11 protein-coding genes are annotated in these 11,643 nt (G+C 73.2%); 3 read left to right on the plus strand and 8 right to left on the minus strand.

All coding sequences use genetic code 11. The features are described from left to right. The first annotated feature begins 25 nt into the window (after positions 1 to 25). The 3 genes from ACTEI_RS01990 to ACTEI_RS02000 all read left to right on the plus strand — a co-directional run bounded on the left by ACTEI_RS01990 (position 26) and on the right by ACTEI_RS02000 (position 4,299). Positions 26 to 1,336 carry a sensor histidine kinase gene (locus ACTEI_RS01990; RefSeq protein ID WP_122976071.1) on the plus strand — a complete coding sequence of 437 codons (1,311 nt, stop codon included), beginning with the start codon at positions 26 to 28 and terminating at the stop codon, positions 1,334 to 1,336. A 48-nt stretch (positions 1,337 to 1,384) separates the two neighbouring features. Then, positions 1,385 to 2,029 carry a response regulator gene (locus ACTEI_RS01995; protein ID WP_122976072.1) on the plus strand — a complete coding sequence of 215 codons (645 nt, stop codon included), beginning with the start codon at positions 1,385 to 1,387 and terminating at the stop codon, positions 2,027 to 2,029. Positions 2,030 to 2,100: 71 nt separating this feature from the next. After that, complete coding sequence (locus tag ACTEI_RS02000) at positions 2,101 to 4,299, plus strand: MMPL family transporter (protein ID WP_122976073.1); 2,199 nt, start codon at positions 2,101 to 2,103, stop codon at positions 4,297 to 4,299. Between the two features lie 103 nt (positions 4,300 to 4,402). Here ACTEI_RS02000 and crcB read toward each other — a convergent pair whose 3' ends face one another. The 8 genes from crcB to ACTEI_RS02040 all read right to left on the minus strand — a co-directional run bounded on the left by crcB (position 4,403) and on the right by ACTEI_RS02040 (position 11,583). Next, positions 4,403 to 4,759, minus strand: a complete 357-nt coding sequence (gene crcB, locus ACTEI_RS02005) for a fluoride efflux transporter CrcB (protein WP_122976074.1) — start codon at positions 4,757 to 4,759, stop codon at positions 4,403 to 4,405. Beyond that, a complete protein-coding gene (locus ACTEI_RS02010) occupies positions 4,756 to 5,274 on the minus strand; it encodes a fluoride efflux transporter FluC (RefSeq protein ID WP_122981869.1) in 519 nt (172 codons plus the stop codon). The genes crcB and ACTEI_RS02010 overlap by 4 nt, the downstream gene beginning before the upstream one ends. Positions 5,275 to 5,471: 197 nt before the next feature. After that, positions 5,472 to 6,464, minus strand: a complete 993-nt coding sequence (locus ACTEI_RS02015; RefSeq protein WP_122976075.1) for a hypothetical protein — start codon at positions 6,462 to 6,464, stop codon at positions 5,472 to 5,474. 22 nt (positions 6,465 to 6,486) lie between these two features. Continuing rightward, positions 6,487 to 7,488, minus strand: coding sequence for a hypothetical protein (locus ACTEI_RS02020; RefSeq protein ID WP_122976076.1), 1,002 nt, complete (start codon positions 7,486 to 7,488; stop codon positions 6,487 to 6,489). Continuing rightward, the gene (locus ACTEI_RS02025; RefSeq protein WP_122976077.1) at positions 7,485 to 9,053 is read right to left on the minus strand and encodes a hypothetical protein; all 1,569 of its coding nucleotides are present in this window, start codon (positions 9,051 to 9,053) and stop codon (positions 7,485 to 7,487) included. The genes ACTEI_RS02020 and ACTEI_RS02025 overlap by 4 nt, the downstream gene beginning before the upstream one ends. Position 9,054: 1 nt before the next feature. Next, positions 9,055 to 10,071, minus strand: coding sequence for a pseudaminic acid synthase (gene pseI, locus ACTEI_RS02030; RefSeq protein ID WP_122976078.1), 1,017 nt, complete (start codon positions 10,069 to 10,071; stop codon positions 9,055 to 9,057). After that, complete coding sequence (locus ACTEI_RS02035; protein WP_122976079.1) at positions 10,068 to 10,517, minus strand: GNAT family N-acetyltransferase; 450 nt, start codon at positions 10,515 to 10,517, stop codon at positions 10,068 to 10,070. Before ACTEI_RS02035 ends, pseI begins: the two co-directional genes overlap by 4 nt. A 4-nt stretch (positions 10,518 to 10,521) precedes the next feature. Further along, positions 10,522 to 11,583, minus strand: coding sequence for a glycosyltransferase family 2 protein (locus tag ACTEI_RS02040; protein WP_122976080.1), 1,062 nt, complete (start codon positions 11,581 to 11,583; stop codon positions 10,522 to 10,524). Between the last annotated feature and the right edge of the window lie 60 nt (positions 11,584 to 11,643).

The following is an 11,643-nucleotide window of genomic DNA, read 5'->3' on the forward strand; positions in this document are numbered from 1 at the left end:
GGCCGCGGTGCCTAGCGTCGAGGGCATGACAACGACGTACGCTCCAGTCCCGGCCGCCCCCGCCGGGGTCCCGGCCCGGCGCCACCTGCGTCAGCTGGGCATCGACACCCAATACGTGCTGTTCGGCTTCCCGATCGGCCTGGTCACCGTGGTGCTCTGCCTGACCGGGTTCGCGCTCGGCGTCGGCATGGTGATCATCTGGGTCGGCCTGCCGCTGCTGGCCGGCACGCTGGCCATGTCCCGGGGTCTCGCCCACCTGGAACGGCTGCGGATCGGCCCGGTGCTGCGGCGCCGGATCGCGCACCCGCGTTACCGCACCGCGCGGTCCGGCGGCTGGGTCGGCAGGCTGCTCAGCCCGCTCGCCGACGCCCAGTCCTGGCTGGACCTGGTGCACGGCGTCTTCCGGTTCATCCCGAGCACCATCGCGTTCGGCGTCGTCCTCACCTGGTGGGCGGCGGCGCTGATCGGGCTCAGCTACCCGGCCTGGGACTGGGTGGTGCCCCACCCGCCGGAGAACCTGGAGCTGCCGGAGCTGCTCGGCCTCCCGGACAGCGCCGTCACCAGGATCGCCGTCAACCTGATCATCGGCGCCTTCTTCGCGCTCACGCTCTTCCCGGTGGTCCGGGGCGCCGCCCTGCTGGAGGCCCAGTTCGCCCGGGGTCTGCTCAGTGGCGTCGCCGAGCTCCGCCGCCAGGTCGCCGACGCGAACGCGGCCCGGGACACCGCGCAGGAGCAGAGGGCGGCGGCCGTCTCGGCCGAGGCGACCGCGCTGCGCAAGCTGGAGCGCGACATCCACGACGGCCCGCAGCAGCGGCTGGTCCGGCTGGCCATGGACCTGGGCCGGGCCGAACAGCAGTTCGGCACCGATCCGGAGGCGGCCCGGGCCACCGTGGCGGAGGCGCTCCACCAGACCCGGGAGACGCTGGACGAGCTGCGCGCGCTGTCCCGCGGCATCGCCCCGCCGATCCTGGTGGACCGCGGTCTGCAGGCCGCGCTGACCGCGCTGGCGGGGCGCTGCACCGTCCCGGTGGATCTGGACGCCCCGGCGCTCGACCGGCTGGCGCCGGAGGTCGAGTCGACGGCGTACTTCGTGGTCGCCGAGGCGCTCACCAACGTCGCGAAGCACAGCCACGCCAGCGAGGTGCAGGTCAGCGTGCAGCGGCTGGCCACCGGGCTGCTGGTGACCGTCGCCGACGACGGGGTGGGCGGCGCCAGCCTGGCCAAGGGCCACGGACTGGCCGGTCTGGACGATCGGGTGAAGGCGGCCGGCGGCGTGCTGTCGGTGGAGAGCCCGGACGGCGCGGGGACCCGGCTGACCGCCGCGCTGCCGCTCTGAGCGCGGTGCGGGTCACCGGCGGGTCCGGCGTTCTGACAGCATGGCGGCATGCGCGTGGTGATAGCCGACGACGCCGTGCTGTTGCGCGAGGGTCTGGTCCGGCTCGTCGAGGAGAACGGTCACACCGTGGTGGCGGCCGTCGGCGACGGGCCGTCCCTCGTCGCGGCGATCAAACAACACCGTCCGGACGTCTCCATCGTGGACGTCCGGATGCCGCCGTCGCACACCGACGAGGGCCTGCGGGCCGCCGTGGAGGCCCGGGCCGCGGTGCAGGGCACCCCGATCCTGGTGCTCTCCCAGTACGTCGAGGTGTCGTACGCGGATGATCTGCTGGCCGACCGCCGTGGGGCGGTCGGCTATCTGCTCAAGGACCGGGTGTCGCTGGTCGCCGAGTTCCTGGACGGCCTGCGCCGGGTGGCCGAGGGCGGCACCGTGCTCGACCCGGAGGTGGTCGGCCAGCTGCTGGTGCGGCGCCGGCGCGACGACCCGCTGCGCAGCCTCACCCCGCGCGAGCGGGAGGTGCTGGGGTTGATGGCCGAGGGCATGTCGAACGCCGCGATCGCCCGCAAGATGGTGGTCACCGACGGCGCGGTGGAGAAGCACGTCCGGAACATCTTCACCAAGCTCGACCTGCACCAGGACGAGGAGCAGCACCGGCGGGTCCTGGCGGTGCTGGCCTACCTGCAGACGTAGGGCTAACCCTACCCCGCTCCGGGTGCTCGCCGGATCGATCCGGGTCGCCGCGGTCCCTAGCGTCTCCAGGCATGGAACACAGGGGGAAAGTCAAGGGAATCGCGGCCCGGGCCGCGCTCTGGAGCGCCCGGCACCGGATGCTCGCGATCCTCGGCTGGATCGCGTTCGTCGCCGGGACCGTCGTTCTCAGCGGACAGCTGGGCACCCGTGAGGCGAGCTTCGCCGACCAGGGCAGCGGGGACTCCGGCCGGGCCGAGAAGATCGTCGAGGGGGCGGGCTTCCCGGAGCGGCCGGCCGGCGAGATGGTGCTGATCCAGAGCCGGGCCGGTAGCGACCGGGGGCCGGCCACCGCCGAGGTCAGCCGGACGCTGAGCGGGCTGAGCGACGTCACCGACGTGCAGCCGCCCATCCAGTCACCGGACGGCCGGTCCACGCTGATCGCCTTCAGCATCTCCGGTGACCCGGCGACCGCGAAGGACCGGGTCGGCCCCGCCCTGGACGCCGTCGCGCGGGTGCAGTCCGGGCATCCGGACCTGTTCATCGCCGAGGCCGGCGACGCCAGCGGCGACAAGCTGATCGGCGACGAGCTGGAGGCGGGCCTGTCCCGGCTGTCCATGCTCTCCATCCCGGTGACCCTCGGCATCCTGCTGGTGGCGTTCGGCGCGGTGGTGGCCGCGCTGCTGCCGGTGGGGCTGGCGGTGACCGCGGTGGTCGCGGCGATCGGGCTGATGGCCGCCGGTAGCCGGCTCGCGCCCACGGTCGACGCCACCTCGCACGTGATGCTGCTGGTCGGGCTCGCCGTCGGGGTCGACTACTGCCTGTTCTACATCCGCCGGGAACGCGACGAGCGCCGCGCCGGGGCCGGCCCGGACCGGGCGTTGATGATCGCCGCGCAGACCTCGGGACGGTCGATCTGGATCTCCGGCCTGACCGTGATCGTGGCGATGGCCGGGATGTTCCTCACCCGGGACACCACGTTCGTCAGTTTCGGCCTCGGCACCATCCTGGTGGTCGCGACCGCCGTGCTCGGCTCGCTGACCGTGCTGCCGGCGCTGCTGTCGGCGCTCGGCGACCGGGTCGACGCGATCAAGATCCCCGGTCTGTACCGCCGCCGCAGCGACGGCCGGCTGTGGAACGGCCTGCTGCGCGCCGTGCTGGCCCGCCCGCTGATCTCGGTCGTGGTCGCGCTGGGCGTCCTGGGCGCGCTGGCCGCGCCGGTGCTCGACCTGCGGACCCGGGGTGAGGTCATCGAGGATCTGTCGCCGAGGATGCCGGTGGTGCAGGCGTACCGGGCGATCGGCGACGCGTTCCCCAGCAAGACCACCCCGGCCGAGGTGGTGGTGCGGGCGCCGACCGTGCGCGGGGAGCGGTTCGAGCGGGCGCTGGCCGACTTCCGGGCGGCGGTCGGCGGCAGCGGCGGCCGGCTGGTCGAGCCGGTCGACGTGCGGATCAACCCGGCCGGTACGGTCGCCGTCGTCTCGGTGGGGCTGACCGGGCACGGTGACGACCGGGCCGCCGTGGACGCCCTGAAGCTGCTGCGGGGCGAGGTCGTGCCGGCCGCGTTCGGCCGGCTGCCCGGCGCGACCGCGCTGGTCAGCGGGGAGACCGCGGGCAGCGTCGACTTCAACGGGCAGCTGGAGAGGAGCCTGCCCTGGGTCTTCGGGTTCGTGCTCGGCCTGGCCTTCCTGCTCCTGCTCGTGTCGTTCCGCTCGGTGACCGTCGCGATCACCGGGGTGGTGCTCAACCTGATCTCGGTGGCCGCCGCCTACGGGATGCTGGTCTACGTCTTCCAGTACGGTCACTTCGAGAAGCAGCTGGACTTCACCGCCTCCGCCGGGATCACCAACTGGATCCCGCTGTTCCTCTTCGTGATCCTGTTCGGCCTGTCGATGGACTACCACGTGTTCGTGCTGAGCCGGATCCGTGAGGGCCACGACCGGGGCCTGCCCACCCGGCAGGCGGTGCGGGAGGGGATCGGCCGCACGGCCGGCGTGATCACCAGCGCGGCCGTGGTGATGGTGGCGGTCTTCGCCCTGTTCGCCACGCTGCCGCTGACCTCCACCAAGGAGCTGGGCGTCGGGCTGGCGGCCGCGGTGCTGCTGGACGCCACGATCATCCGGGCGGTGCTGCTGCCGGCCGTGATGGCCCTGCTCGGGCGGGCGAACTGGTGGCTCCCGGGCTGGCTGAACTGGCTCCCGCAGGTGGCGCACGAGCTGCCCGCCGAGGTTGCGGCCACGCCGGCTCGGCGGCCGCTCACCCCGGTCGGCTGAGGCCGCCGGTCCGGTCCGGGCGCGTCTCGCGCCCGGACCGCTCGCCTTTCCGGTACGAACGGCGCCCGGCCCGCCGTGCCACCAGCCCCGCCGCGGCGGCGCCTCAGAACGCGCGCGCCGTGATCGCGCCCAGCGTCGCGGCGCCCAGCCCCGCCAGGACGCTGATGAGCACATATGCCAGGGCGGTCGCCTGCCTCCCGCGCCGGGCGAGGGTCAGCGCCTCCCAGGAGAACGTCGAGTACGTGGTGAGCGCCCCGCAGAACCCGGTCCCGACCAGCGCGGCGAGCCGGGGCGAGAGCGGCATCCCGAGTACCAGCCCGAGGATCAGCGAGCCGGTCACGTTCACGGCGAGGGTGCCCCACGGGAACCCGGCGCCGTAGCGGGCCTGGACGTACCGGTCGGTGAGGTAGCGCAGGGGCGCCCCGACCGCCGCGCCGAGCGCGACGAGCAGCGCCGTCATCGGGGCGCTCCGCCGCCCGCCGGGCCGCTCGGAAGCCGTTCGCCCGTGGGCGCGCCGCTTACCGGTTTGCCGTCCGCCGGGCCGCTCGGAAGCCGTTCGCCCGTGGGCGCGCCGCTTACCGGTTTGCCGTCCGCCGGGCCGCCGAGGGACGCCAGCGAGCTGCCGGCCCACACCGCGAGCAGCGCCCCGGCGACGGTCGCGGCCAGGTACGCCAGGCCGGTCGGTGCGGGCGCCCGCAGCACGTCGTTCGCGGCGGTGGAGAAGGTGGTGTAGCCGCCGAGCACCCCGGTGCCGAGGAACAGCCGGGTCAGCCGGTGGCCGGGGCGGAACCGGCCGAGCAGGGTGAGCAGCGCCCCGATCAGGAAGCACCCGGAGACGTTGACCGACCAGGTGGACCACGGGAACCCGCCCGCGGCGTGCGGCCAGGCGACGCCGGCGGCGTACCGGGTGAGCGCGCCGAGCACGCCACCGGCCGACACCACGGCCAGGGCCCGGCCGTCCACGTCGAGATCCATCACCGGCACGTTAGCGCGCGGGCGGCCGGGGGGACGTGGCGGCGTCCTCCCCGGCCGGTTCCGGGCGCTCCGGGCAGATCCACCGATCGCATGAAACGACCTGAAACAGGCGCTGTAAAAGCCCGTTGACCTGTACCGCAGCGGTTTCAGCGTCCACTGTAGGCGACGATCTTGCAGGGGCGAAACCCGGCCCGGAGTCAGTCCGGCGTGCCGAGCCGGCAGCAGTCACCGGCCCCGGTCGTCACGGTGACGTCGCGCAACTCGACCCCGCAGGCCCGCTCGAAGCGCACCGGCGACCAGTCGTGGCCGGTCCCGCTGCCGGCCAGCCGGCAGTCCCGGACCACGCTGTCCCGGTAGGCCAGCACGCTCACCACCCCGTCCACCTCGCTGCGGCCCCAACCGGCGATCCGGACCGCGTAGCGCGGGCCGGTCCAGCGCACGCAGACGTCGTCGACCTCGATCCGGGCGCCGACGTCCTCCGACGACGACACGAACCGGTCGGCGTTGTCGCCGGGCAGCAGCCGGAAGCCCATCTCCACGTCGCGCAGGCAGGCGCCGGACACCCGGACGTCATGCACCGAGCTCAGGTAGAAGCCCTCGATCGCGCCACGGACCCGCAGGTCGGAGACGGTCAGCCGGTGCGGGTGGTAGGTCGGGCCGGTGATCGACGAGACATCCGACCCGGCCGCGCCCCAGTGCACCGCGACCCCGGTCCAGCCGCCGGTGACCTGGACGTCGTGCAGCACGGTCCGGCGCACCGCGCCCATCACGCCGATCGCGTTCGCGGTGCGCAGCGCGCCGTGGTCGACGTGCACCCGGTGGACGTCCACGTCACTGATCCACTCCGGGGCGCCCGGATAGAGGTACTCGCCGATGGTCAGGCCGGTGCCGCGGTCGCCGCCGTGCTCGCCCGGGTCGGACGGGGCCGGCCGCAGGCCCAGGTCGCTGATCGACACTCCGGAGCCGAGCACGTGCAGCACCGGATGGCCGGTGGTGGACTCCGAGACCAGCCAGGTCTGTGTGGCCGACGAGCCGCGTACCGTCCAGCCGCCGGGCACCCGCAGGCCCTCGGCGAGCGGGTGGGCGCCGGGCGGCAGCTCCAGCTGACCGGGCGGCCGGGTGTCCAGCAGATCCTGCAGGAGCCGGTGGTTGGCCAGCGGGTCGCCGCCGAGGCTCGGGCGGTACGTCATGACCGCCCCGGCTTCCCGCCGGTCACGCCAGCCCCGCCTGCTGCGCGGCCCGGCCGGGCGCCGGCTCGGCCGGTGTCCCCTCGGGGGCCAGCCGCCAGGACAGGGTGGGCTGCGACTGCGCCGAGCCGAGCAGCACCGGGTTCGGCACCGGGGCGGCGAACCGTACCGTCATGGCCCCGTCGGCGAGGTGGGCCACCTCCACCGGCACCGGCTCGCCGGTGATCAGGTCGGTCGCCAGCACCCCGGCCAGCTCGCCGGGCCGGTGCGGAACCGCCCGTACGGCCACCCGCCGCGCCGCCCGGGACAGCTTGAACACCGCCCGGGCCGGTTTCTGCCGGGTCCACCGGTTGCGTGGGCTGACCGGCAGCGGCGGGGCGGCCGGCACCCCGGCCACCTCCAGCCGGTACGCCCCGTGCCGACCCGGCTGCGCCACCGCGAAGTCGCACCCGGTGTGCCCGGCCGGGCCGCTCACCGGGGCGGGCGTGGCCTGCTCCCGTACCGAAACGCTGTTGATCCGCAGTCCGATCGCGGCCCTCGCGCTGAGCCGCGGCGCCGCCCACGACGGGAGCGAGGGCTCGGCGAGCTCCACGATCAGCATGCCCTCGTCCTGCAGCTCGCCGGCCGGCAGGTCGAAGCCGAGCGTGGCGGTGGCCGGGGCGGCGCCACGCCAGCCCTGCCGCCGGGCCAGCACCAGCGCGCCGCGGATCCGGCCCTGCACCCGCACCATGACCAGGCGGGGCAGCTCGGGGGCCAGCCGGGACGGCCGCACCCGGTCGGACCACCAGCGGGTACCCATCTCGTCCAGCCCGACCGAGACGGTCACCCGGACCGGGGCGCCGGTGCCGTTCACCTTGATCGCCACCGCGCCGAACTCGCCGTTGACCCGCCCGACGATCCCGGTGCCGCGGATCATCTGGTCCAGGATCACGATCGCCGAGCTGGACCCGCTGGTCAGTTCCAGCGGGAGCGGGGCGGCCACCGACGGCTCGTCGAAGTCGGTGCGAAACCACGAACCGATGCTCATGACAGGTCGGTCCGGGTCAGCAGCGGCTCCCGCCGGGTCCACATCCGCTCCACCGTCTCGAACAGCGGGTCGGCGTCGCTCTCGATGTGCCGGAACGTCGCCCGCATCGTCTTGAGCAGGGTGTTCACCGGCCAGACCTCCCACTGCGGGACCTGTGGGGTGACCACGTCCGAGCCGCTGCGGTACAGCCACAGCCAGAGCCGGGCGCGCTGCACCTGCTCCTCGGTGACCAGGGTGGCGCCGTCGCGGATGGCGGTGATGCTCTCGTCCAGCGTCTTGAAGTACGCGTCGGTGGAGTCCACCACCGTGGAGAGCCCGCACGAGCTCCACTCCGACCAGCCGGCCTGGATCACCGGGATGCCGTACGCCGGCAGTTCGTTGCTCACGCTGCCGCGCACCGTGACGCCCAGGTCGGTGAGGCTCCACAGGGCGTTCTTGCTGAGCGTGGCGCTGGGCCGGAAGACCAGGTGCCTGGCCTTGCGGTGCTGCTCGGCCAGCGCGTCGAAGAAGCCGGTGGAGTCGTAGAGCCTCTGGCTGGGGTGGTCCAGGAACAACCACTGCGCGTCGGTGCGGCCGGCCGCCCACTCGGCGGTCTGCGTGAACCACTCGGACAGGCTGGGGAACAGCTCGCGGTTGGTGCCCAGCGCGTCCGAGACGGCGTGGTTGAACACCGCGACGATCGGCCGGTCGGGGTCGAGGCCGAACCGGGCGGCCGCGTGGCTGCGCAGCAGGGCACGCTCGGCCGGGTTGTTCAGGTCGACCGAGGCGCTCGTGCCGCCCCGCCACCAGCTCGGCCGGCCCAGGTTGACCTTGGCCCGCCAGGCGATCAGCTCGGTCACCGGGCGCAGCTTCTCCCGGCGCGGCCAGACCTGGCGGTCGAAGACCTCGCCGATCTGCCGGGTCAGCTCGCCGCGGAAGGTCTCGGTGTGCGTGTCGTGCTCGGGGAACAACGCGTACGCCTTGAGGCAGCCGGTCTGCTGGGTGTGGATCACCGGGACGCCGGCCCGCCGGGCGACGTCCACCGCCAGGCCCCACTGGTCGTAGTCGACGTGGCTGGTGACCAGCGCCACCACGTTTGCCCGGAACTGCTGCTCGTAGTACGCGGCCAGGGCGTTGCCGTAGCGCACCCGCTCGGCCGGCGGGTTCTCCCGCATCCGGGGCAGCTTGGCGAGCCGGGCGTCGGTGGCCCGGATGTTCGCCGCCACGGTCGCCGCCAGCTCGGGCGACGGCGTGGCGTCCGACCGGCGGATGACGTCCCAGACGTCGATGGTCTCGGACGCGCCGTACGCGGCCGCGAACTCGCGCACCAGCGACACGTCGAAGCCCTGCCAGAGCGTCTTGGCCCAGGACTCCTCGACCCCGGTGAAGACGATCATGCGGGCCGGTCGGATCCGGCGGATCGCGTTGGCGACCGCGAGGTTGCGCAGGGTCACCCGCAGATCCTGGTGGAAGGCCTCCACCAGGATCACGCCGTCGTCGGCGGGCGGCGGCAGGTTCTTCTGCCAGAACACCTCGGCGGCGTTGAGGAAGTGCTTCCACTCCTGCTTGTTGGCGTTCAGCAGCACGTCAGATCAGGTCCCAGCTCAGCGGCGTGCCCTTGGCGGCGTCGGCGGTGAAGACGCGGCCCAGCACGGTGCCCATCATGTCCGGCTCCAGGCCGCCGGTGGGGCGGATCGAGCGGACGTTCTCCTCGGTCACCGGATCGCCGGCCCGCACGTCGGCCACCACGTAGAGCGAGCGGCGGAAACGCAGGCTCTCCCGCTCCGCCTCGGTGGGTCCGATGGCCGTGGTGCCCAGCGCCTGCCAGGCGCGCTCGGACTCGGTCACCAGGGCGGCGAGTTCGCTCGGCTCCAGGGAGAAGGCCGAGTCCACGCCGCCGTCGGTACGGCTGAGCGTCACGTGTTTCTCGATGAGCACCGCGCCCAACGCGACCGCGGCGACCGGCACACCGATGCCCAGCGTGTGGTCGCTCAGGCCGATCGGCAGCCGCAGCGCCTCGGCCAGCACCGGGATGCGCCGCAGGTTGGTCTGCTCGGGCGGGGCGGGGTATGACGCGGTGCAGCTGAGCACGGTGATGTCGGTGGCGCCGGCGCCCCGTGCCGCCTCCACCGCCGCGGTGATCTCGTGGAGCGTGGCCATGCCGGTCGAGATGATCACCGGCTTGCCGGTCGAGGCGCAGAGCCGGATCAGCGGCAGGTCGGTGATCTCCGACGAGGCGATCTTGTACATCGGCGCGTCCAGCTTCTCCAGCAGCTCGACCGCGGTCCGGTCGAACGGGCTGGAGAACGGCGTGATGCCCCGCTCGCGCGCCCGCTCGAAGATCGGCGCGTGCCAGTCCCACGGGGTGTGGGCGCGCTCGAAGAGCTGGTAGAGGTAGTCACCACCCCACAGGTCGTGGCCGGCGGAGATCTGGAAACGCGGGTGCTTGACGTCCACGGTCATGGTGTCCGCGGTGTACGTCTGGATCTTGATGGCGTCCGCGCCCGCGTCCGCGGCGGCGTCCACCAGCCGCAGCGCCCGGTCCAGCGAACCGTTGTGGTTCCCGGACATCTCCGCGACGATGTAGGGCTTCGTTCTGCTCATTTCGCTCTCTCTGTCCAGACGACCGTCTTGGGGACCCCGTCGACCAGCCGTTCATATCTGCGCGTCTCGCGGAAGCCGAACCGCCTGTGCAGCGCGAGCACCTGCGTGTTCTCCTCGAGCGTCTCGCCGCCGAGGGTGTCCAGGCCCAGCGTGCCGAAGGCGTACTCGACGGCCTCCTTCTCCAGCCGCATCCAGGCCGGCAGCAGGCGCGGGCCGAGCCCTTCGACGTCGAGGTAGAACGACCAGGTGTTGCCGCTGAAGATCACCACCCCGGCCGGTACGCCGTCCTCCTCGTAGATCAGGACGTCGCCGCTGCGGGCCGCCCACCAGGCCGCGTGCTCGGCGGGCTGGATCTCATGGGTGGTGAGGCTGACGGCTCGTACCGACGGGTGGTTGCGCCAGCGCAGCACCTGGTCACGGTCGGAGTCGGTGGCGGGTCGAAGCACGCGGTCAACGTAGAGAGGTGGTTTGGACCGGTTGTGGCATCGAGGGGATGCTCCGGGAAACCGCAGGTGGCCGTTGGGTGGACCGGCTCCGGAGGCCGGCGAGCCGGTAACCGGCGCGCAGCGCGGCGTACAGCGGGTAGCTGTTCATCGCGACCAGCCGGTGCTTCATGCCGGCGGCGCCGGGCGGCATCCGGTGGCCGGCGGGCAGATGCCGGCGGTACAGCTCGGCGATGCGCCGGAAGAACGGGCGGCGGCAGCTCGGATGCATCCGCGAGTCGTTCCCGGCGACCACCATCAGGTGGTTGATCATCAAGGTGAACACCCGGGAACGTACGGCCGGCGCGGCGCCGACCCGGTCGAGCCAGTGGTGCAGCGCGTCGTACTGGTCGAACGCCTCGAAATGGCGGGAGCTGCGGGTCGCGGTGATCGCGCCGGGGCGGCCGATCCGGTAGTGGTAGCAGACCCGGTTCAGCACGTCGATGCGGTCCGCGGCGATCAGGACCGGATTGCTGAACGGCACGTCCTCGTACCACCCGGCGGGGAACCGCAGCTGGTTCTCCAGCAGCAGGCCGCGGCGGACGATCCGGTTCCACGCGGTGTGCTGCACGCCCAGCAGGCGGTCCAGGCTCGGCGGCCCGGCCAGCAGCGGGGAGCTGGCGTCGGTCTCCAGCCGGCCGTCCTCGTGCTCGCGCAGATGGTCGACGAGCAGCACGTCCGGTTCCGACCGGCGCAGGCGGTCCAGCACGGCGCGCACCGAGCCGGGTGGCAGCCGGTCGTCGCTGTCGACGAACCAGACGTAGCGGCCGGTGGCCTCGGCCAGGCCGGCGTTGCGGGCCGGCCCGAGGCCGACGTTGCTGGGCAGGTGCAGCACCCGGAGGCCGCCGTGGCGTTCCGCGTACGTGTCCAGCAGCGCGCCGCAGCGGTCCGGCGAGGCGTCGTCGACGGCGATCACCTCGACGTCCGCGTTCTCCTGCGGACTCAGTCCGGCCCGGATCGAGTCGAGACAGGCCAGGAGGAATCCCTCGACCGCGTAGACCGGCACCACGACGGTCAGCAGAGCACCCATGGCTCCACCGTCGGTGGTCGACGTGATCCTCAGGTGAACAGCAGCTTAATGAGATCTGCG

The organism is Actinoplanes teichomyceticus ATCC 31121 (genome assembly GCF_003711105.1).
GTDB classification, from domain to species: domain Bacteria; phylum Actinomycetota; class Actinomycetes; order Mycobacteriales; family Micromonosporaceae; genus Actinoplanes; species Actinoplanes teichomyceticus.

What these genes read in the sequence shown, in the direction of transcription:
- ACTEI_RS01990 (WP_122976071.1), top strand. Translation starts at nt 26, where the DNA reads ATGACAACGACGTACGCTCCAGTCCCGGCCGCCCCCGCCGGGGTCCCG.
- ACTEI_RS01995 (WP_122976072.1), top strand. Translation starts at nt 1,385, where the DNA reads ATGCGCGTGGTGATAGCCGACGACGCCGTGCTGTTGCGCGAGGGTCTG.
- ACTEI_RS02000 (WP_122976073.1), top strand. Translation starts at nt 2,101, where the DNA reads ATGGAACACAGGGGGAAAGTCAAGGGAATCGCGGCCCGGGCCGCGCTC.
- crcB (WP_122976074.1), bottom strand. Translation starts at nt 4,759, where the DNA reads ATGACGGCGCTGCTCGTCGCGCTCGGCGCGGCGGTCGGGGCGCCCCTG.
- ACTEI_RS02010 (WP_122981869.1), bottom strand. Translation starts at nt 5,274, where the DNA reads ATGGATCTCGACGTGGACGGCCGGGCCCTGGCCGTGGTGTCGGCCGGT.
- ACTEI_RS02015 (WP_122976075.1), bottom strand. Translation starts at nt 6,464, where the DNA reads ATGACGTACCGCCCGAGCCTCGGCGGCGACCCGCTGGCCAACCACCGG.
- ACTEI_RS02020 (WP_122976076.1), bottom strand. Translation starts at nt 7,488, where the DNA reads ATGAGCATCGGTTCGTGGTTTCGCACCGACTTCGACGAGCCGTCGGTG.
- pseI (WP_122976078.1), bottom strand. Translation starts at nt 10,071, where the DNA reads ATGAGCAGAACGAAGCCCTACATCGTCGCGGAGATGTCCGGGAACCAC.
- ACTEI_RS02040 (WP_122976080.1), bottom strand. Translation starts at nt 11,583, where the DNA reads ATGGGTGCTCTGCTGACCGTCGTGGTGCCGGTCTACGCGGTCGAGGGA.